At 70.2% G+C, this 20,623-nt stretch carries 18 protein-coding genes and 1 pseudogene; 12 read left to right on the top strand and 7 right to left on the bottom strand.

The features are described 5' to 3' along the window. Positions 1-562 precede the first annotated feature (562 nt). Together OHA21_RS35000 and OHA21_RS34995 are read right to left on the bottom strand one after the other, a co-directional pair. Entirely contained in the window at positions 563-985 is a 423-nt protein-coding gene (locus tag OHA21_RS35000) for a hypothetical protein (protein ID WP_328462364.1), read from the bottom strand. Positions 986-1,069: 84 nt separating this feature from the next. Next, positions 1,070-1,267 (bottom strand): acyl-CoA carboxylase epsilon subunit, encoded by a 198-nt coding sequence (locus tag OHA21_RS34995; RefSeq protein WP_328462362.1) that lies wholly within the window; start codon positions 1,265-1,267, stop codon positions 1,070-1,072. Positions 1,268-1,368: 101 nt separating this feature from the next. On the opposite strand from OHA21_RS34995, the pseudogene OHA21_RS52845 reads away from it, so the two are divergent. The 4 genes and pseudogenes from OHA21_RS52845 to OHA21_RS34975 all read left to right on the top strand — a co-directional run. Then, a pseudogene (locus tag OHA21_RS52845) lies at positions 1,369-2,793 on the top strand (serine/threonine-protein kinase); the annotation flags it as partial. Positions 2,794-4,410: 1,617 nt separating this feature from the next. Further along, positions 4,411-4,626, top strand: coding sequence for a hypothetical protein (locus tag OHA21_RS34985; RefSeq protein ID WP_328462360.1), 216 nt, complete (start codon positions 4,411-4,413; stop codon positions 4,624-4,626). 23 nt (positions 4,627-4,649) lie between these two features. Next, on the top strand, positions 4,650-5,387 hold the full coding sequence (locus tag OHA21_RS34980) for a M50 family metallopeptidase (RefSeq protein ID WP_328462358.1): 738 nt from the start codon (positions 4,650-4,652) through the stop codon (positions 5,385-5,387). 66 nt (positions 5,388-5,453) lie between these two features. Then, positions 5,454-6,104: a M50 family metallopeptidase gene (locus OHA21_RS34975; RefSeq protein WP_328462356.1), complete on the top strand. Its 651-nt coding sequence runs from the start codon at positions 5,454-5,456 to the stop codon at positions 6,102-6,104. A gap of 3 nt (positions 6,105-6,107) precedes the next feature. Here the strand turns inward: OHA21_RS34975 and OHA21_RS34970 are convergent, their stop codons facing one another. Then, positions 6,108-7,661, bottom strand: a complete 1,554-nt coding sequence (locus OHA21_RS34970; RefSeq protein ID WP_328478729.1) for an acyl-CoA carboxylase subunit beta — start codon at positions 7,659-7,661, stop codon at positions 6,108-6,110. Between the two features lie 125 nt (positions 7,662-7,786). On the opposite strand from OHA21_RS34970, the gene OHA21_RS34965 reads away from it, so the two are divergent. The 3 genes from OHA21_RS34965 (at position 7,787) to OHA21_RS34955 (ending at position 11,078) form a co-directional block, all read left to right on the top strand. Beyond that, the gene (locus tag OHA21_RS34965) at positions 7,787-9,418 is read left to right on the top strand and encodes a hypothetical protein (protein ID WP_328462354.1); all 1,632 of its coding nucleotides are present in this window, start codon (positions 7,787-7,789) and stop codon (positions 9,416-9,418) included. A gap of 273 nt (positions 9,419-9,691) precedes the next feature. Further along, positions 9,692-10,546 (top strand): biotin--[acetyl-CoA-carboxylase] ligase, encoded by an 855-nt coding sequence (locus tag OHA21_RS34960; protein ID WP_328462352.1) that lies wholly within the window; start codon positions 9,692-9,694, stop codon positions 10,544-10,546. A gap of 4 nt (positions 10,547-10,550) precedes the next feature. Next, positions 10,551-11,078 (top strand): PH domain-containing protein, encoded by a 528-nt coding sequence (locus OHA21_RS34955; protein ID WP_328462350.1) that lies wholly within the window; start codon positions 10,551-10,553, stop codon positions 11,076-11,078. Here the strand turns inward: OHA21_RS34955 and OHA21_RS34950 are convergent. The 3 genes from OHA21_RS34950 to OHA21_RS34940 are packed head-to-tail and all read right to left on the bottom strand — an operon-like array spanning position 11,075 to position 12,986. Next, positions 11,075-11,632 (bottom strand): GtrA family protein, encoded by a 558-nt coding sequence (locus tag OHA21_RS34950; protein WP_328462348.1) that lies wholly within the window; start codon positions 11,630-11,632, stop codon positions 11,075-11,077. The genes OHA21_RS34955 and OHA21_RS34950 overlap by 4 nt on opposite strands. 27 nt (positions 11,633-11,659) lie before the next feature. Then, a complete protein-coding gene (locus tag OHA21_RS34945) occupies positions 11,660-12,196 on the bottom strand; it encodes a GtrA family protein (RefSeq protein WP_328462346.1) in 537 nt (178 codons plus the stop codon). A 25-nt stretch (positions 12,197-12,221) separates the two neighbouring features. After that, positions 12,222-12,986, bottom strand: coding sequence for a sigma-70 family RNA polymerase sigma factor (locus OHA21_RS34940; RefSeq protein WP_328462344.1), 765 nt, complete (start codon positions 12,984-12,986; stop codon positions 12,222-12,224). Positions 12,987-13,286: 300 nt separating this feature from the next. Between OHA21_RS34940 and OHA21_RS34935 the strand changes: the two genes are divergently transcribed. The 3 genes from OHA21_RS34935 to OHA21_RS34925 are packed head-to-tail and all read left to right on the top strand — an operon-like array spanning position 13,287 to position 17,056. Further along, positions 13,287-15,092 (top strand): phosphoenolpyruvate carboxykinase (GTP), encoded by a 1,806-nt coding sequence (locus OHA21_RS34935; RefSeq protein WP_328462342.1) that lies wholly within the window; start codon positions 13,287-13,289, stop codon positions 15,090-15,092. Positions 15,093-15,125: 33 nt separating this feature from the next. Then, positions 15,126-16,253 (top strand): NAD(P)/FAD-dependent oxidoreductase, encoded by a 1,128-nt coding sequence (locus OHA21_RS34930; protein WP_328462340.1) that lies wholly within the window; start codon positions 15,126-15,128, stop codon positions 16,251-16,253. Between the two features lie 32 nt (positions 16,254-16,285). After that, entirely contained in the window at positions 16,286-17,056 is a 771-nt protein-coding gene (locus tag OHA21_RS34925) for an isoprenyl transferase (RefSeq protein ID WP_328462338.1), read from the top strand. A 100-nt stretch (positions 17,057-17,156) separates the two neighbouring features. On the opposite strand, the gene otsB is transcribed toward OHA21_RS34925, so the two are convergent. Beyond that, positions 17,157-17,963 (bottom strand): trehalose-phosphatase, encoded by an 807-nt coding sequence (gene otsB, locus OHA21_RS34920; protein ID WP_328462336.1) that lies wholly within the window; start codon positions 17,961-17,963, stop codon positions 17,157-17,159. A gap of 274 nt (positions 17,964-18,237) precedes the next feature. Here otsB and OHA21_RS34915 point away from each other — a divergent pair, with 274 nt between their 5' ends. Both OHA21_RS34915 and OHA21_RS34910 read left to right on the top strand, forming a co-directional pair. Further along, positions 18,238-19,650, top strand: a complete 1,413-nt coding sequence (locus tag OHA21_RS34915; RefSeq protein ID WP_328462334.1) for a PhoH family protein — start codon at positions 18,238-18,240, stop codon at positions 19,648-19,650. Between the two features lie 240 nt (positions 19,651-19,890). Further along, positions 19,891-20,592 (top strand): transglycosylase SLT domain-containing protein, encoded by a 702-nt coding sequence (locus OHA21_RS34910; RefSeq protein WP_328462332.1) that lies wholly within the window; start codon positions 19,891-19,893, stop codon positions 20,590-20,592. Positions 20,593-20,623: the final 31 nt, after the last annotated feature.

Here is a 20,623-nt window from a genome sequence, read left to right as displayed (position 1 = left end):
GGCTGGATGATTGAGACCTGGGCTAGGGCCAGTTCTGAGCTGAGAGACGACATCACCCTTCGGGCCTGGTCTTCCAAGGTTGCCTGCCGGCCGTCGGCCACCGGGGACTGGGGTGGAACTCCCCGTCCCTTGCTCGGGGTTGCCTGGTAGGCCCGCTTCTCCTCCTCGTACCCCGCCAGCAGGACCTCATTGGCACCGTGCTCTCGCTGGATCTCCGCCATCGTCTTTCTTGCGGAGTCCAGCGCCCCCGTCGCCCCCGCGAGGGCGCGATGGTTGGCCACGGCGGCCTCGTGTGTGTCCTTGAGGCTGAGGATCAGGGCGTCGAGCCGCTCCATATATGCGGCCGAGGCCGCGCTGCGCTCAGGCGGCCAAGCGGCCGCGAGGCTCTCGCGGTAGCGCTGCACGCCCGAAATGTGCTGCAGCACCAGCTCAGCCGACCGCTTCCAGGCGGCGATCAGATGCTGATGGCCGGCGCCGTCGTGGCGTTCGATCATCGACCACATCTCGGGGACCCGCAGGCTCCACCAGTTCGTCCCGCCGCTGATACCTCCGCTGTCCAGCATCAGATCTGCCCCTCCCCGGCCGGGAGGATGCCTGCGATCCGCAAGCCGGCATGCACGTCGGTGACTCTGGCGCGGGCGTAGGCATCGGCCCCGCGATACTGCTCGCTGACTTCGCGGGCGGCGGTGGCGAAGCCGTACGTCCCGTTGGCGTAGTTGTAGACGTTCTGCAGGGCGGTGTCCTGGGCCCGCTCATGGGCGGCCAGGAAGAGGTGCAGCTCGCTGAAGCGCTCGTCGGCCGGTGGCAGCGTGGTGAGCATCGTGTCGGTGACTTCGAGCGCGCGTGGGCTGTAGTTCTGTTCGACGTCGGCTTTCAGCCGGGCCGCGAACTCCTCCATGGCGAGGATGTCGGCTTCGATGTCGCCGAAATCGGTGTGACCGTAATCTCGCAGCCACGCCGGGCCCAGGTCCTCGTCAGGGATCATCGTCGCCCTCCATCGACGTCGAACGAATTACCCCTGCGAGGTTAGCTGCTCACAGCGAGTATTTCCGCCCCCTGTGGACAGCGCTCAGCGGGGCAGTGCGGAGGTGCGCCAGCTGCGGGGTGCGGCCTGTGGACGGGCTGATCGGGCCCAGTTTGAGGGTGGCTGGGGCACCGTTCCGGAATTGACCGAAGTGGATCGAGATGCCAGGATGGCGGCCAGCGCGGCCAGCTCATGATCGTCTAGGCTTCCCCGTACGACGCTGACCAGCGGTTCCTCATTCATCAGCCGAGCGTACGACGGGTTCCGGGAGATCCGGTGACACGTGTCCCACACTCGGCTGATCAATTCGCGGCCGCTCGACAGAACCAGGTATTTTCTGCGTGATGTCTTCTTCTCCCCCACTCGTTGTCGCTGATCGGTACCGGCTCGTCGCGCCGCTCGGTCAGGGCGGGATGGGGCGTGTCTGGCGGGCGACGGACGTCGTCCTGCACCGGGACGTGGCCATCAAAGAGCTCGTTCCGCCGCCGGGGCTGACGCCGGGCGAGCGGCAGGAGATGCGGGAGCGGTCGCTGCGCGAGGCGCGCGCGATCGCCCGGCTCAACAACATCAACGTGGTTCGCGTCTTCGACGTGCTGCGTACGGATGCGGACCCGTGGATCGTCATGGAGTACGTGGCGTCCCGCTCGCTCCAGGACACGCTGGCGGCCGACGGCCCGTTCAACCCGGTCCGCGCCGCCGAGATCGGTCTCGGCGTGCTCAACGCGCTGCGCGCCGCGCACCGGGCCGGGGTGGTGCACCGCGACGTCAAGCCGGGCAACGTGCTGCTCGGCGCCGACGGTCGCGTCGTGCTGACCGATTTCGGTCTCGCCACCGTGCCCGGCGACCCGAACGTGACTCGCACCGGCCTGGTGCTCGGCTCCCCGGCGTACATCGCTCCGGAGCGTGCCCGCGACGGCACTGCGGGCCCGGCGGCGGACCTGTGGTCGCTCGGCGCGACGCTGTTCGCCGCGGTCGAGGGGCAGTCGCCGTTTGCGCGCCCGTCGGCGATCGCCACGCTGGCTGCGCTGGCCACCGAGAACCCTCCGCCCTCTCGTGCGGCGGGTCCGCTGAAGCCCGTACTGAACGGGTTGTTGCGCAAGGATCCCGCCCACCGCATCAATGCGGAGGAGGCGGAGCGACTGCTGTCGCGTGCTGCCGGGCGGCGCGCTCGGGTGACCTTCCCGATGAGCCCGACCATGCGCCGGCCTGGTGCCGGCCGCGAGCGGCCGTCGTTGCCGAGCGGTCCGGGTGGCCCGCCGGTGCTGCCGGGTTCCGGCTTCGCGACCGGTTCGGCGCCGGTGGTGCCCAATCCGCGCCCGCCGGTCACCGCCACGCCGCCGCCGGGCCGGCCGACCTTCGCGTCCGGCAAGGCGTCCGTCAGTGGCCAGGCTCCGGCAGACACGCCGCCGCGCGCTACGCGCCCGGGCAGCAAACCACTCGATGCGACCAGGCTCGACACACCGCCGGTTCAGGACCCTTCCGGTACGCCCAAAGCACCCCGAACCGGCCAGAGCGCTCCGCCCGCGGGTCCGCCGGCGACCGCTCCGGTCAGCCCGGCCCGGATCGGGTTCACCGCTGCCGACGTGGCCGCCAACCGCCGGAGGCAGGCCGCCCCGGAGCACGAGCGCTCGCTGGCCGCCGCGACCGGTGCGTACCCGATCGTGCCCACCCCGTCCGACTCCGCCCAGGCCACGACGGTGATGCCGGCCGGCGGTGCACCGGCCGGTGGTGCGCCGGCTGGTGGTGAACCCGCGTCCGAGGACGCGACGACCGTGATGCCGAAGGGCGCCGCGCCGGCCACTGAGGACGCCACGACGGTGATGCCGTCCGGCGGCCCGCAAACCGGCACAAAGCCCACCGAGTCGGCTTCGGCTGAGTCCGGTTCGGTCAGCAGCGCGCCCGCCGGTACACCGAGCGCGGACCAGAAGGCTGCTGCCGCCGTGACGGCCGCCGAAGCCCAGGTCAGCGACACGAAGACTGCGGACGCGGAGGCTGACGAGGCCGCGACAGGGCAGGAAGCGAAGTCCGGCGCGGCTGGAACGGCATCGACGGCCACCGAGTCGACGAGCGACGAGAAGTCGGGCGAGGGCTCTGCCGCCGAGGCGGAGGCAACCGCCGCTGAGCCGGACACCGACGAGCGGAAGCCGACTGCTGACAGCGCATCGAAGGCGGCTACTGCCGGCGCTGGGGAGGACGCGCAAGCTTCCGACGACGCGAATGCGTCCGAAGCCGACAGCCCGGCGACAGCCGGCGCCGCCGAGCAGGCGAAGGTCAGCGAGAACGAGCAAGCCGAGGTCGAGGCCGACGAGCAGGCAAAAGCCGAGGCCGACGAGCCGGCAAAGGCGGAAGCCGACGAGGCGGCGAATGCGAAGGCCGCAGGTCAGCCGAAGGGGGACACGGACGAGCCGGCGAAAGCCCCGGAGCCGGTGCAGAAGCCCGCGGCGGCTGACGAGGCCACCTCGGTCATCGCCGCGCCCGAGGTCGACGCGGACAAGACCTCGTTCGTCGACCTGACCGCTGTGGTGCCGCCGGCCAGGACGGCGCAACCGGCCGGGGACGACGCGACCCGGGTGGTCGGCGATCTGGGTGCGGTTCCGCAGTTCAGTCGGCCGAACCGTCCGGCCTGGACGCCGATGCCGGTACGCGAAGGGGAACGCCGCACCGGTATCACCGTGCTCGGCACGACGCTGACCAAGCGGCAGGCCGCCGTCGGCCTCGGCATCCTGCTGACGTTTCTGCTGCTCGTCGGCATCATCCTGGTGCAGGCGTTCGGCGACGAGGGCACCACGCCGGACGGTAACTCGGCCAAGCCCGCGGCGGCCGCGACCGGTAAGCCGGGTTCCGGCAAGCCGAGCGCCGGGGGGAGTGCCACGCCGAGTTCGGCCGCGCCGACCAGTGGCGGAGCCGTCCCGAACGGCTGGCACACGTACAAAGGCTCCGGTTTCAGTTTCCCCGTGCCGGACAGCGTCAAGGGCTCCGGCGGCGGCACCGGCCTGATGCTGGAGTGGAAGAACCGGCTGGTCCGCGTCGACAAGATCGAGGCTCCGCTCGGTGACCCGGTCAAGTTCCTGGAAGAGCAGCAGAGCAGCCACTACCGGAACTACCGCAAGATCGGCATCACCCCGGTCGAGTACCACGGCAAGGCCGCCGACTGGGAATTCACCTACACCACCGACAGCGGCTCCGAGCAGCGCGTCGTCCGTCGCGCGTTCGCGGTCGACGGCCAGACTTTCCTGCTCAGCTGGTACACGCAGCAGAAGGACTGGGACGCGGCGAAGAAGGACTTCGAGGTCATCAAGCAGGCGTTCGACGCGAGCTGAGGGCACGATGCGTGAGATCCGGACGGCTGGGTAGTTATCCAGCACCACGGATGGAGGTGCATCATCATGAGCTGCCGACGACACGGCAGTAAGCCCACGATCGCCCTGTGGATGCTGGTAGCGGTGGCTGACGTCGCGTTGATCGTGGCGACCGCCGGTCTGCTCACTGTTCTTCTCGTCGTCGCCGGTGCCACGGTGCTGGGCGGCGGTTTCCTGGCTGCGCGGGCCCTCGGCCGGCGCGACGCCGAGCCCGCAGAGGCGGTGGTACGCCGACGCGCATAGCGTGATCGGCTACAGTCCCCGGCGTGTTGTCGATCGACGGTGTGACTGACCTCTGGGACCAGCTGTTCGGCGCTCAGCCGGACCCTCCCGGAATGCTCGTGCTGCTCACAGCGGTGGCCGGCTTCCTGGCTGTGGCGATCCGCCCGGTCTGGCGGGTGGCCCGTAACGCGGTCACCATCGCGCACGAGGGCGGCCACGCCCTGTTCGCGTTGCTGACCGGCCGCAGGCTGCGCGGTATCCGGCTGGAGTTCGACACGTCCGGCCTCACCCTGTCGGCGGGCCGGCCGACCGGTCCCGGAATGATCCTGACTCTGCTCGGCGGCTACATCGCGCCGTCGCTGGTCGGTGTGCTCGGCGCCTGGCTGCTCGGCGGCAACCGGATCACGCTGCTGCTCTGGCTCGCGGTGGTGTTGCTGCTCCTCATGCTGATCAACATCAGGAACGTGTTCGGCGTGATCTCACTGGTGGCGACCGGCGCGATCGTCTTCGTCGTCTCCTGGTACGCGGAGCCGCAGGTGCAGGCCGCGTTCGCGTACGCCGGGGTGTGGTTCCTGCTGTTCGGCGGGGTCCGCCCGGTGTTCGAGCTGCAGACGCTGCGCAAGCGTGGCCGGATGCGTGACTCGGACGCGGATCAGCTCGCCCGGCTCACCCACGTGCCCGCGCTGCTCTGGGTCGGCGTCTTCCTCGTCGTGAACCTGGTCGGGCTGGCGGTCGGCGCATTCCTGTTGGCCGGTCAGTGGCTGCCGGAATCCATCGGCTGAGCGGCCGGTGGATCGGAGCCTGAACGGCGATAGGCGTCGCTGTCCGGTTTAGATAACTTGCCCGGCATGGAGGCTTCGCCGGGGCTCGCCTGGACCACCGGTCTGGTGGCGTTCGTCGCCGCTGTGCCGTTGTGGCGCTACACCACGAATGCGATCACCGTCGCGCACGAGGGCGGCCATGCCGTGTTCGGCCGGATGTTCGGCAGCACGGTCAAGCACGTCAAGATCTTCCGCCAGGGAGCGGGGGAGATGCTGCCCGGCAAGGAGAATCCGTTCTCCCGGTTCATCTCGCTGGTCGCCGGCTATCTCGGGCCGTCCATCTTCGGGTTCGGCGGGGCGCTGTTGCTCGCCAACGACTTCGATCCGCGCTCGGTGCTGTTCCTGACCATGGTGTTCCTGGTCGCGGTGCTGATCATGACGAGGAACGCGTTCGGCTTCCTGGTCATTATCGGACTGGGTGCGCTGTTGTGGGTGGTCGCTATGCGGTCCGTCGCGGAGGTTCAGCTCGCTTTCGCGTACGTCTGGGTCTGGTTTCTCCTGATGGGTGGAGCCCGTCAGGTGCCGGAGCTGTTCTGGGTGATGTGGAGCGGCGACCGGAGCAACGATGCGGCGCTGCTGGAGAACCAGACGCACATCGGCGACGTGGTCTGGCTCTTCCTGTTCTGGCTGCTGTCGCTGGGCGCGCTGGTCTACGGCGGTGCGCTGATGGTCCGGTGACGATCAGAGCGGGATGTTGCCGTGCTTCTTCGGCGGCAGGGTCTCCCGCTTGGTGCGCAGCATCCGCAGCGCCCGGGTCACCTGTGATCGCGTCTGCGCGGGGCGGATGACCGCGTCGACGTAGCCGCGTTCGGCGGCGATGTACGGGTTGGCGAAGGTGTCCTCGTACTCCTGCACGCGCTGCGCCCGCTGGTCCGCCGGCTCCCCGCGGTAGAGGATGTTGACCGCGCCCTGCGCGCCCATCACCGCGATCTGCGCGGTCGGCCACGCGAAGTTGACGTCTGCGCCGATGTGCTTGGAACCCATCACGTCGTAGGCGCCGCCGTAGGCCTTGCGCGTGATCACCGTGACCTTCGGGACGGTGGCCTCGGCATACGCATAGATCAACTTGGCGCCGCGCCGGATGATGCCGTCCCACTCCTGCCCGGTGCCGGGCAGAAACCCCGGCACATCCACAAAGGTCAAAACTGGGACATTAAAGGCATCACAGGTACGCACGAAGCGCGCCGCCTTCTCACTGGCGGCGATGTCCAGTGTGCCGGCCAGGCTGATCGGCTGGTTCGCGACGACACCCACCGGCCGGCCCTCGACCCGCCCGAACCCGACCACGATGTTCTGCGCGTAGAGCGGCTGGACCTCGAGGAACTCGTCGACGACGGTCTCGACGACCTTCTTGATGTCGTAGGGCTGGTTCGGCGAGTCCGGGATGAGTGTGTCCAGGGCGAGGTCCGACTCCCGTTCCGAAAGGTCCGCCTCCTCCTCGTAGACCACCGGCTCGTCGAGGTTGTTCGACGGCAGGTAGGACAGGAGTGCCCGTACGTAGTCGATCGCGTCCTCCTCGTCTTCGGCGAGGTAGTGCGCGTTGCCGCTGCGGGTGTTGTGGGTGCGGGCGCCGCCGAGTTCTTCGAAACCGACCTCTTCGCCGGTGACGGTTTTGATCACGTCGGGGCCGGTGATGAACATGTGGGAGGTCTGGTCGACCATGACGGTGAAGTCGGTGATGGCGGGGGAGTAGACGGCTCCGCCGGCGCAGGGGCCCATGATCAGGGAGATCTGGGGGATGACGCCGCTGGCGCGTACGTTGCGGAAGAAGATGTCGGCGTAGAGGCCGAGGGCGACGACGCCTTCCTGGATGCGGGCGCCGCCGGAGTCGTTGATCCCGATGATCGGGCAGCCGATCTTCATGGCCAGGTCGAGGACTTTGACGATCTTTTCGCCGAAGACTTCGCCGAGGGAGCCGCCGAAGACGGTGAAGTCCTGGGAGAAGACGCAGACCTGGCGGCCGTCGATTGTGCCGTAGCCGGTGACGACGCCGTCGCCGTAGGGCCGGTTGCGGTCCAGGCCGAAGGCGGTGGAGCGGTGCCGGGCGAGTTCGTCGAGTTCCACGAAGGAGCCCTTGTCGAGCAGCAGTTCGATGCGTTCACGGGCGGTCTTCTTGCCGCGGGCGTGCTGCTTCTCGACGGCCCGGGCGGAACCGGCGTGCACGGCCTCCTCCGTGCGAGCGGCCAGATCGGCCAGCTTGCCGGCGGTCGTGTGGATGTCAGGCTGCGTCGTCACGGTGGTCTCCACGCTCGGAAGGCGGCGGTGCACTCCGCCGATGATCCTAGTAGCGGCGGCATCGCCCGGGGCGGGCGTCGCTACGAGTGCGTTTCGCGCGCAATGCCCCATTCGTTACCAAGTTCGTGACGAACTGGATGACCGCGGCCGGGCTCGCCTTCATCGCAGGCGGCCTCGCCACGTTGATCAGCTTCCGCGCCATGATCTTCGGGGGCGGCGCCCGTCGCGCGACCCGGGCCGGCGCATCCGCCCGTCGCCGGCGTTCGCGAAGCCTGCCCGCCCCGCCGCCCTCGATGGAGACCGGGCCGACCTTGGCCAATTCCGCGCCGGCGCCGATGGGAGCCGGCCCGCGGTCGGCGCCGGACCCGAGGGAGCTGGACCCGCGAGAGCTGGACCCGCGAGAGCTGGACCCGCGAGAGTTGGACCCGAGGGAGTTGGACCCGCGAGAGCTGGACCAGAGGGAGCCGGACCCGCGGCAGCCGGGCTCGCTGGAGTCTGACCCGCGAGAGCCGGGCCTGCTGGAGCCGGACCCGCGGCAGCCGGACCGGGCCCTGCAGACGGTGCCGGGCCTGCTGGAAGCCGGGCCGGTGATGGTTGACGCCGAGCCGAGCCTGGGTGACGGCCTTGAACCGATCGAGCCGGAACTGGAGCCGGAACCGCAGCCGGAACCGGCCCGGCGGTCGGCGCGCAGCCGGGTGGGCCGCCGGCGTCGGCTGGCTGCCGCCTTCAGCGGGCGACCGACCGACACCGACCCCGGGCACAGCGGGCTCGCCTCGATCGGCCTGGCCGACGACGAGTCGCCCTTCGAACCGGCCGCGGCCTTCGATCGTGCCGATCAGGATTTTGATCATGCCGATTATGCCGAGCCGGCCGGGGCCTTCGAGCTCGTCGAATCGGCGCCGGCTTTCGAGCTGGCCGAATCCGCGCCGGCTTTCCAGCACGCCGGATCCGCGCCGGCTTCTGAGTTCGCCGAGCCGGCGCTGGCTTTCCAGCACCCCGGATCCGCGCCGGCCTCTGAGTTCGCCGAGCCGGCGCTGGCTTTCCAGCACCCCGGATCCGCGCCGGCTTCTGAGTTCGCCGAATCGGCGCTGGCTTTCCAGCACGCCGAACCCGCGCCGGCCTCCGACTTTGCCGAGCTGGCGCCGGCTTTCCCGGCGGTCGCGGCCGGCGACGAATACCCCGAAGCAGAGGTCGCAGAATTCGGCGGGATTCGCGATTACGGCCCCGAACCCGCCGACAACCGCTTCGCCGAGGCGGCCCCGATGCCGGAACCGCGGCCCGCCGTCGACCGCTCGGACCGCTCCTACGGCGACCGCATCGACGGTTGGGTCCGCCCGCACTATCTCGATCTGGACGACCGCCCTCCGGCCGGCGACTACTGGACCCCGGTCCCGGACGACCTCTACGCCGATCCCGAGCCCTCGGCCCGCGGCTACGGCTGGCCGGTCCCGGTGGAGCGGCTGCCACCCGTTCCCGACTACGAGCCGGCCACCGGGTTCGACCTGACCCCGGTGGAGGCGGCCGAGCCGACCGCGCTGGTGCCGGCCTGGCCGCCGGTCGCCGAGGACCGCCGGATCCGCCTGCCCCGGTCGTGGGCGGCCCGCGACGAGAAGGCAAGCGGGCAGGAGCAGAACACCGGCCGCCGCAGCCGTCGTACAGGCGCCGACGACCGGCCCCGGCCGCGACCCCGGCCGACCGCGCAGATCGAGCCCGGCTCCGCGTACGTCAGCCGCCACGCCGCCGGCCCGCATGGCTGAAGCCGCCCGCATGGCTGAGGCCGCCCGCATGGCTGAGGCCGCCCGCATGGCTGAGGCCGCCCGCATGGCTGAGGCCGCCCGCATGGCTGAGGCCGCCCGCATGGCTGAGGCCGCCCGCATGGCTGAGGCCGCCATGGCTGAAGCGGCCGCCATGGCTGAAGCGGCCGCCATGGCTGAAGCGGCCGCCATGGCTGAAGCGGCCGCCATGGCTGAAGCCGCCCGCCGGCTGAAGCCGCCCCTCCGCCGACCGGCACGGCTGACTAGGCTGCGCGGATGGCTTCCTCGTCGTACGCCGACCTCGACCGCCCTCCGCTCTCGGCCCGGTCGCTGAGCCGGGCCCTGGTCGTGCCCGGCGGGCTCTGGTCCCGGCTGGACGTGCGCGACGAGACCGGTTCGACGAACGCCGACGTGGCCGAGGCCGCCCGGGCCGGCGAGCCGGAGGGCCTGGTCGTGGTGGCCGAGAGTCAGGTCGCCGGCCGGGGTCGCCGGGATCGGCAGTGGGTGTCGCCGCCGCGGGCCGGACTGACGTTGAGTATCCTGCTGCGGCCCGGTGCCGCCGATGCCGAGCGCGGCTGGCCGGCCGCCCCGGCGGCCGGGTTCGGCTGGCTGCCGCTGTTGGCCGGGGTGGCGCTGCGGGAGGCGGTGACCCGGGTGGCCGGTGTCGAGGCTGCCCTGAAATGGCCGAACGATCTGCTCGTCGGCGACCGCAAGTGTGCCGGGATCCTGGCCGAGGTGTCCGCCGACGCCGTGGTGGTCGGCATCGGACTCAACGTCAGCACCCGCGCCGAGGAGCTGCCGGAGACCACCGGTGTGCCGGCCACGTCGCTGCGGGTGGCCGGCACCGACAAACTCGACCGGGATCCGCTGCTGCGGGCGCTGCTGCGCGGGCTGGCCCGGTGGTACGGCGGGTGGCGCGAGTCCGGCGGGGACGCGGAGATGTGCGGGCTGCTCGGCGAGTATCAGCGAGGCTGCGCGACGATCGGGCGTACCGTGCGGGTGCTGTTGCCGGGCGGCGGCGAGCTGACCGGCGAGGCGGTCACCGTGGACCGGGACGGGCAGTTGGTGATCCGTACGGAGGACGCCCGCGACCTTCGTGTCTCAGCGGGTGACGTGCTGCACGTACGCTGACCGCGTGGCGTTCCCGGACGATGTGCTCATCGACGAGGAGGAGCTGGTCCTCCACCTGCGTCCGCATGCGAAGGCGGCGGTGCTCCCGATCCTGCTGCTGCTCCTCACGCTGTCCGGGTTCATCCTGGCCTGGGTGATGCTGCCGGACTCCGAGGGCGGCCGGATCGGTCTCGGCCTGGTCGCCGCGATCATGCTCTGGCACGCGGTGAAGTACGGCGTGGTCCCGCTGCTGAAATGGCGCTGCACCCATTACGTGCTGACCGACGAGCGGATCCTGCTGCAGCACGGTGTGGTCAACCGGGAGCGGCGGGACCTGCCGCTGAACCGGGTCAACGACCACGCGCTGACCCAGTCGCTGCTGGACCGGGTGCTCGGCAGCGGGACGCTCACCATCGACTCGATCGGCGAGCAGAGCGCGCGGCTGACCGCGATTCCCGGCGCGCCGCAGGTGCAGACCCTGCTCTACGAGCTGATCGAGCAGGCGCCGGCCGAGGAGGACGAGGAGCAGGACGAGGTGGAGGAGGTCCGCTAGCGGGCGTCGAGTTCCGGCTGCAGGTCGAGCCGGGCCACGCTGCCCGGGGTCTCGACGGCGCTCAGCTCGGCCAGCCCGGCCGTGGCGTCCAGCTCGGTGATCGCGGCCTCGTGGCCGTCGACCGGCGGCTTGAGGAAGACGAACGTGCGGTACGCCCAGAACCGGAAGATCGTCGCGATCCCGATGCCGAACAGCGTGACCGTCATGAAGAGCAGCTCGTCGTGCTCCTCGGTGAGGCCGAACCCGTACTTGCCGATGGCGATCGTGCCGGACTGGATGACCATGCCGACCAGGTTGAACCCGAAGAACAGGGTGTACTCCCGGCGCAGCGCGGTCCGGGTGTGGTTGCGGTAGGTCCAGTACCGGTTCGCCAGGTAGGCCAGGGTGGTGGTGACCACCGTGCCGACGACGCTCGCCTTGACCGCGCCGATCGGCAGCAGGGCGTACGTGATCGCCATGTAAAGCAGCATGTTGCTCGCGCCGATGATGCCGAAGGCGATGGCTTCGGGGGCTAGACGGCGGAGGCGATCCGTCAGCGGACTGGCTGAGGGCATTGGGCAACCTTACGCGAGCAGTGGTGATTACGCCGAGTCACTGACGGCGGATGAGGGCGACGTCATCTTCGGGTCGTCGCTGACCCGGAACACGAACCGGCGGTATGACCAGAATCGGAACAGGGTGCCCACCGCGGTGCCTACGAACTGCCCGGAGATGTTGTCGGCGAGCGGGGTCTGCAGGGCCGGCCAGATCTGGCCGAGGCCGTAGTGGCTGATCGCCAGGCACAGCAGGGCGATGCCCAGGCCGATCGCGTTCAGCACGAAGAACGTCGTGTACTGCCGGGCCATGTTCGTGTGGTCGCCGTGCCGCCAGGTCCAGAACCGGTTGCCGAAGAACGCGAACGTCGTCGCGATCACCGTGGAGATGGTCTTGGCGAGCAGGGTCTCGCTGCCGACGCTCAGCAGCACATTGAAGATCGTGAGATCGATGGCGAAGGCAGTGGTGCCGACGACGCCGAACTTGCCCACCTCACGGGCCAGTGCGACGAGCCGCGTGCGCAGACCGGATGCGGGCTGCGGTGGGTTCGGAGGCACGCGTCCGAGGGTACCGGCGGGTGTCATCTGTGGCTGTCTTCGCTGCCGAGTCTTAACCGGACGTCTCGGCATGGTGACGTTGTCGATACGGTGCGTTCCGGAAGCCGTCGATTTCCCGGATCTCGGCGAGCCGGCCCTGGCAGTCGTCGCACCAGGAGAGGTGGGTGCGCATCCGGTTCGCGTCGCGCGCGGCGAGCCGGCCGCGGACCTGCCCGCCCAGATGCTCACCGGCCCAGCGGCACTCCGGATGATCCGCCGCGGTCACGTGCTGCTGCAGGTAGAGACTGCGCAGCCCTTCCCGCGCGCGGTGGGCCAGCACCGCCACCGCGTTCGGCGTCAGTCCCATCCGGGGCGCGAGCTCGGCGGGGGTGCTGCCCTCCACCTCGGTCTGCCACAGCACGTCACGCCAGCGTGGCGGCAGTTTGCGGAACGCGGCCGCGGCGTAGGTGCGTTCCAGCCGGTCCAGCGCCGGGTCGGTGAACGGCTCGCCGGCGTCGTAGCGGGTCAGGTCGTCGGTGAACTCCAGCCGCCGGTCCAGCCGGGCCCGGTGGTAGCAGACGTGCCGCATCGTGGTGTGCAGGTAGGCGCGGAACGCGACCAGCGGCCCGCGCCCCGCCCGCAGGGTCGCGAAGACCTTGGCGAACGTCTCGGCGACCAGGTCGTCGACGTCGGCGGGATCACGGACCAGCCCGTACGCGAACTGGCGGGCAGCGCTGTGATGACGCTCGTAGAGGGTGCCGAACGCGGCGGTGTCGCCGGCCCGGACGGCGGCCAGCAGGTCGTTGTCCGAGTCCGCATGGTGGCCCGGGATCGTCATTCCGCCTCCTGTGGCAGGAACTGCGAGGAAAGCCCGATTAGGTGAAAGTCTAAGGCTTTAAGTCCCTTTTGCGAAAGTTGTCGCCTGCCGGTGTGGCTTTACTGTGACCCTGCGCAGTGATGCGCTCAACGGCGAAGAATCGATCGTCTGCGAGCAGAGCAACCATAGATTGTGCGGTTGTCCACAGGTTCTGCCGATGAACTCAACGCGGTATCGGCTTAGGCTGACGTAACTCCCACGACCGAGCCGGGCTCTCCGGCAGCTTCGTCGTAGGTCAGTGCCGACCGAAGGAGCTTCACCTTGACTCAGCCCCCTACCTCGCACCCCCGCCTGCTGGCGTGGATCGACGAGGTCGCCGCCCTGACAACGCCCGACCGGATCGTCTGGTGCGACGGTTCGGAGGCCGAGTGGACCCGCCTCACCGACGAACTCGTCGAGTCCGGCGCGCTGGTCCGTCTCGACCCGGAGAAGAAACCCAACTCGTTCTGGGCGCGTACCGATCCGTCGGACGTGGCCCGTGTGGAGGAACGCACCTTCATCTGCTCGGCCGACGAGGCCGACGCCGGGCCCACCAACAACTGGATGGCGCCGGCCGAGATGAAGCAGCTGATGACCGGGCTGTACCGGGGCTGCATGAAGGGCCGGACGATGTACGTCGTCCCGTTCGTCATGGGTCCGCTCGACGCGCCGAAGCCGATGTTCGGCGTGGAGCTGACCGACAGCCCGTACGTGGTGGCCAGCATGCGCATCATGACCCGGATGGGGGCCGGGGTCCTGAAGGCGATGGGTGACGACGCGGACTTCGTGCCGTGTCTGCATTCGATCGGCGCGCCGCTGTCCGAGGGTGACGCGGACGTCGCCTGGCCGTGCAACGAGACGAAGTACATCTCGCACTTCCCGGAGACCCGGGAGATCTGGTCGTTCGGCTCCGGGTACGGCGGCAACTCGCTGCTCGGCAAAAAGTGCTACGCGCTGCGGATCGCCAGCGTGGCCGCCCGGGACGAGGGCTGGCTCGCCGAGCACATGCTGATCATGAAGCTGACCTCGCCGGAAGGTCAGGTCAAGTACATCGCGGGCGCCTTCCCGTCGGCCTGCGGCAAGACCAACCTCGCCATGCTCCAGCCCACCCTGCCGGGCTGGAAGGTCGAGACCGTCGGCGACGACATCGCCTGGATGCGGTTCGGCGAGGACGGCCGGCTCTGGGCCACCAACCCCGAGTTCGGGCTGTTCGGCGTCGCGCCGGGCACCGACTTCCACACCAACCCGAACGCGATGCGCACCCTGGCCAAGGGCAACTCGGTCTTCACCAACGTGGCGCTCACCGACGCCGGCGACATCTGGTGGGAGGGCATGGGCGAGCCGCCCGCGCACCTCACCGACTGGAAGGGCCAGGACTGGACGCCGGAGTCGGAGGCGCCGTCCAGCCACCCGAACAGCCGCTTCTGCACCCCGATCGAGCAGTGCCCGATCCTCGCCGACGAGTACCACGACCCGCGCGGCGTACCGATCGACGCGATCCTGTTCGGCGGCCGCCGCAAGACCACGATCCCGCTGGTCAGCGAGGCTCGCGACTGGGTGCACGGGGTTTACCTGGGCGCCACCCTGTCGAGCGAGACCACCGCGGCCGCGGTCGGCCAGGTCGGGGTCGTACGCCGTGACCCGATGGCGATGCTGCCGTTCATCGGCTACCACGCCGGTGACTACTTCCAGCACTGGATCGACATGGCGAAGGGCGCCTCGGGCGACGCCGACAAGCTGCCCAAGGTCTTCTACGTCAACTGGTTCCGGCGCGACGCGGACGGCGGTTTCCTCTGGCCGGGATTCGGCGAGAACAGCCGCGTCCTCAAGTGGGTCGTCGAGCGCCTCGACGGCAAGGCCGACGCCGTGGAGACCCCGATCGGCCACGTGCCGACGCCGGAGTCGCTCGACCTGACCGGCCTGGACCTCGACCCGGCCGCGCTGGAGGCCGTGCTGAAGGTCGACACCGACGAGTGGCTGGCGGAGATCCCGCAGGTCACCGAGTGGTTCGAGAAGTTCGGCGACAAGCTGCCCGCGCAGCTGTGGGCCGAGCTGGACGCATTGCGGGCCCGCCTCGACAAAGCCTGACCCGGCAGCGCCGGATAGGGCACGATCCCCTTCATGGGGATCGATGCCTACGACGTGGCGGTGATCGGCGCGGGACCGGCCGGCTCGGCAGCGGCGATCGCCGCCCGCCGGGCCGGCGCCCGCGTCCTGCTCCTCGACCGGGCGGACTTCCCGCGCGACAAGACCTGCGGAGACGGGATAGCCGCCGAGGCGGTCGACGTCCTCACCGGCCTCGGCGTGCCGGACGTCACCCGCGGCTACCGGCCGATCGAACGGCTCCGGCTGGTCTCGCCCGGTGGCGCGGTGGCGGCGCGGGCCCTGCCGAGGCCGGCGCACACCGTGCCGCGGCGGGTCTTCGACGAACGCCTGGTGCGGGCCGCGGTCGCCGCCGGCGTCGAGCTGCGCCGGCACACAGTAAGAGAGGTACGCGAGGAGCACACCGTCGTCATCGACGGGACGTTCCGGGCACACGTGGTGATCGGCGCGGACGGCGCCGGCTCGGTGGTGCGGCGCTCGCTGGGTGCGGGCGTCAACCCCGCCGGGCATCTGGCCATCGCGATCCGCGGTTACCGGCCCAGCACCAACACCGGCGAGCAGGTCATCGTCACGACCCGGCAGCGCTGGCCCGCGTACGCCTGGGAGTTCCCGATCGGCGACGGCACCGCCAACGTCGGCTACGGCGAACTGCTGCGCGGGAATGCGCTGTCTCGCGCGTACCTCGCCGGCCGGATGGCCGAACTGCTTCCCGGCAGCGACCCGGCCGGCGTGCGTGGGCACCACCTGCCGCTGTCCACCCACCGCCCGGCGCCCGGCCGCGGCCGAGTGCTGCTCGCCGGCGACGCGTTCTCCCTGGTCAACCCGTTCACCGGGGAGGGCATCTTCTACGCGGTGCTGTCCGGGGCGCTGGCCGGCGCCGCAGCCGCCCGCGGCCCCCACGACGTGGTGCGGCGCTATCGCGACGCGCTGAACCGCCGGCTCGGCCGGCACCTGCGCCACTCCAGCGCCGCCGCCCGGCTCACCATCTGGCCGCGGGTCGCCGACGCGGCGGTGCGGGCGGCCGCAGCGGACGCCGGCGTATTCGACCGGATGGTGGAACTGGGTCTCGCGGACGGACTGCTGGACGCTCGCACGATCGGGCGCATCGCGGTGGGGATGGTCTCGTGGCGTACTGTCCCCGCGTGAACCTGCGGTCGGGGTGGTTACGCTTTGCGGTGATGAGTCTGCGTTCCCTGGTTTATTCCTTCTACGAGCGACGGTTGGCCGGCAAGCTGGCCGGCACGCCCGTCCCCCGGCATGTCGGGGTCATGTGCGACGGCAACCGGCGCTGGGCCCGCGAGATGGGCTTCGTCGACCCCAACGACGGCCACCGGGTCGGCGCCACCCGGGTCAAGGAGCTGCTGGCCTGGTGCGATCAGGCCGGCATCGAGCACGTCACGCTCTACCTGCTGGCCACCGACAACCTGCGCCGCCCGGCCGCCGAGCTGGACCCGCTCGTGAAGATCATCGAGGATCTCGCCACCGAGCTGGCCGAGGACGGCAACCCGTGGCGGCTGCGCATGGTGGGCGCGCTCGACCTGCTGCCCGCCGCCACCGCGGCGACGCTGAAGGCGGCCCAGGAGAAGACCCGGGATCGCAGCGGCGGCGTCGAGGTCAACATGGCGGTCGGTTACGGCGGGCGCCGCGAGATCACCGACGCGGTCCGCTCACTGCTCTACGAGCACGCCGCCTCCGGGGGAACACTCGAGGAGCTCGCCGAGATCCTCGACGTCGAGCACATCGCCGAGCACCTCTACACCCGCGGCCAGCCCGACCCCGACCTGGTCATCCGCACCAGCGGTGAGCAGCGGCTCTCCGGTTTCCTGCTCTGGCAGTCGGCGCACTCGGAGTTCTACTTCCACGACGCCAACTGGCCCGACTTCCGCCGGATCGATTTCCTGCGCGCGCTGCGTTCCTACGCCGGCCGCCAGCGCCGTTACGGCGCATAACCTCATTCTTACGACAAACCCCTGCTGGTACGACAGAGCCGCGGCCCGGGCGTACCGTCCCGGCCCCAGCGCGACCGCCGGGCTCAAGCAGGGCCCCGCACTAGAACCGGCGCAGGCCCTCGGTGAGGAAAGCCGCGACCGCGTCGGGGGAGTCGAGGGTGAGGTCGGCGGCGCTGGACACCTCGGCGCCGGTCTCCGGGTTGGCCACCGCGACGGCCATGCCGAAGAACGACGGGTCGACCGCCTCCCGCGCCCGCAGCGCGTCGAACGCCTTGATGTCAGACATGTCATCCCCGAAATACCAGGCGCAACCGGCGTTGCGGACACCCTCGGTGATGACCATGCCCTTGTCCTGGTCGACCGGCGGCTTCAGCTCGGCCACCATGCGGCCCCGCTGGATCCGCAGCCCCAGTTTCTCGGCCTGCTCGTGCGCCCAGCGCTCGACCGTCTCGGCCAGCTCCGGCGCGACCCGGTAGTGCAGGGCCACGGAGAGCCGCTTGAACTCCACCAGGATCTCGCCGGGCAGCTCGGCGCGGGCCCGCTCGGCCAGGTCGGCCATCGCCGGCACGAACTCCAGCGCGGCCGGCTCGGTGACCACCTCGCCGTCGTGCCAGACCTCGAGGCCGTACAACCCGTACAGATCCACGTGCTCCAGGGTCTCGAAACGCGACCGCAGGAAGCTCACCGGCCGGGCCGAGACGATCGCCACCCGGGCCACCGCCGTCGCCAGGCGCTCCAGCACGCCGAGCACGGCCGGCACCGGCTGCGAGGCGTCCGGGTCGTCGGTGACCGGCGAGAGGACACCGTCGAAGTCGAAGAAGAAGGTGGTCGCGGATGCGCGCTCAGCCGTGAACGCCCACGCCTCGTCGGTGGTCAGCGGATGCGTCGGACGTGCGGTGTCTGCCACGCAGTCAGATTACCCGCGGAAGGTCTTCTTTTATGCCGGCCGAATTCACGTGCGTCGAGAGTCACCCCTGGGTGCCCGATTTTGCGCTCTACCGCAGGACGCGGTTGACCGCTAGCTTTGAGGCATGGCACGGGGTCATCCCGAGCCAGCCGGTCGGCCCGGACCTGCGACAACATGCGCCACGGGGCCCGCAATCCGACCCCGTGTCAGGTTCCGGCGACCGGAGGTGGCGGACCGCGGGCGGACCGGGTTGCACGCCCGCTGGAGCAGGCCTGTGACATCTCGCCGTACCGATGCCGGGGTCCCTTCGAACCCGGCCGACGCAGTCTCCAGCAGCCGAGCCACCGCGGGGCGCCGTAAGCCCCGAGACCGGCACGCTGACGCGGAACCCGCCCCGGCAGGGCGGGTTTTCGTTCTGGACACTTCGGTCCTGCTGTCCGACCCGGCGGCCTTCCGCCGGTTCACCGACCACGAGGTCGTCGTTCCGCTCGTGGTCATCTCCGAACTGGAGGGCAAACGTCACCACCCCGAGCTGGGCTGGTTCGCGCGGCAGTCGCTGCGCATGCTGGACGAGCTGCGCATCAAGCACGGCCGCCTCGACCAGCCGGTGCTCTGCAACGACGAGGGCGGCACGCTGCGGGTCGAGCTGAACCACGCCGACCAGAGCGCGCTGCCGCACGGCTTCCGCAACGACTCGAACGACACCCGCATCCTGTCGGTGGCGCTCGGGCTCGCCGCGGAGGGCCGCGACGTCACGCTGGTCAGCAAGGACATGCCGCTGCGGGTCAAGGCCGCCTCGGTGGGCCTGACCGCCGACGAGTACCGGCACGGCCAGGCCAGCGACCCCACCTGGACCGGCATGGCCGACCTGCAGCTCACCGAGGAGCAGGTCGGGTCCCTCTACTCCGGTGACGAACTGGAGGTGGAGGAGGCCGAGACGCTGCCCTGCCACACCGGTCTGGTGATCCACTCGCCGCGCGGCTCCGCGCTGGCCCGGGTCAACCCGGACAAGACCGTCAAGCTGGTGCGCGGCGACCGCGACGCGTTCGGCCTGCGTGGCCGTTCCGCCGAGCAGCGGGTGGCGCTGGACATCCTGCTCGACGAGTCGATCGGCATCGTGTCGCTGGGCGGCCGGGCCGGCACCGGCAAGTCCGCGCTGGCGCTCTGCGCCGGCCTGGAGGCGACGATGGAGCGCAACCGCCACAAGAAGGTCGTCGTCTTCCGCCCGCTCTACGCCGTCGGTGGCCAGGAGCTCGGCTACCTGCCCGGCAGCGAGTCGGAGAAGATGTCGCCCTGGGCGCAGGCGGTCTTCGACACCCTCGGCGCGGTGGTGCACGCCAACGTCGTCGAGGAGGTGCTGGCCCGCGGCATGCTCGAGGTCCTGCCGCTGACCCACATCCGCGGCCGCAGCCTGCACGACGCGTTCGTCATCGTCGACGAGGCGCAGTCGCTGGAGCGCAACGTGCTGCTCACCGTGCTCTCCCGGATCGGCCAGGGCTCGCGGGTGGTGCTCACCCACGACGTCGCGCAGCGTGACAATCTGCGGGTCGGCCGGCACGACGGGGTGACCGCGGTGATCGAGGCGCTGAAGGGGCATCCGATCTTCGCCCACGTCACGCTGACCCGTTCGGAGCGGTCCCCCATCGCCGAGGTGGTCACCGACCTGCTGGAGGAGATCCCCCTGTGAGATGACGCCAGCGCGGTGGATTTGGTCCGAAATGATGCACAATTGTTAGTGACTAAAATCACAACACCGCGCTGGCATTTCACATCCACTTCACGTTGCGCCATGGTGTTCGGCGGGCACCTGGTCAACTCCCTGCGGGTGTGAGGCGGCGACCGGACGGTCGCGGGTGCTCGCGGCGCGCTCCACTGAGAGTAACGGTGGGAACGCGCCGCGTCATTGCCCCCGACGAAGGGAATCTTCGTGAAGCGGCTCTGGAGCCGGCTCGGAGTTCGTGCGGCGTCCGTCAGTCTTCTCCTGGCCGGTCTCATCGGCGGTGTCTACGTCGGTCAGACCCAGGACTTCCAGGAGCAGAGCGCCGAGACGGCTCTCGTGACCCAGGCGACCGCGGACGAATTCCAGCTCCTCAAGGAACGCCAGAACCACCACGCCGCGGCGCGGGCGCACCGCAGCCAGGCGGAGGCGGCCGCCGCTTCCAAGGCGGCCACCGAGGCCAAGGCCGCCGCCGGCAAGGCGCGGACCCTGGAGAAGAAGGCGATCGCCGAGGAGAAGGCCGCCAAGGAGGCCGAAGAGGCCAAGGAGGCCGAGGAGAGCGGCGGGCCGGTGCCCTTCACCGGGGACATCCCGGCGTCCTGCGACGAGTACAGCGGAAGCCGGAAGATCGGCTGCGCCCTGATGCTCGACAGGGGCTTCGGACTCGACCAGTTCCCGTGCCTGGACAAGCTGTGGAAGAAGGAGAGTGGCTGGAACTACAAGGCCACGAACCGCAGCTCCGGGGCGTACGGAATCCCGCAGGCCCTGCCCGGCACCAAGATGGCCTCGGCCGGCGACGACTGGAAGACCAACCCGGCCACCCAGATCAAGTGGGGCCTCGGCTACATCAAGGGCCGCTACAACACCCCGTGCAGCGCCTGGAACCACTCGCAGAACGTCGGCTGGTACTGATCGAACCTCGCGACGGGGCTGTGCGGCGTGC

This window comes from Actinoplanes sp. NBC_00393 (genome assembly GCF_036053395.1).
Classification (GTDB): domain Bacteria; phylum Actinomycetota; class Actinomycetes; order Mycobacteriales; family Micromonosporaceae; genus Actinoplanes.
This window is presented reverse-complemented; position numbering and strand designations above follow the sequence as displayed.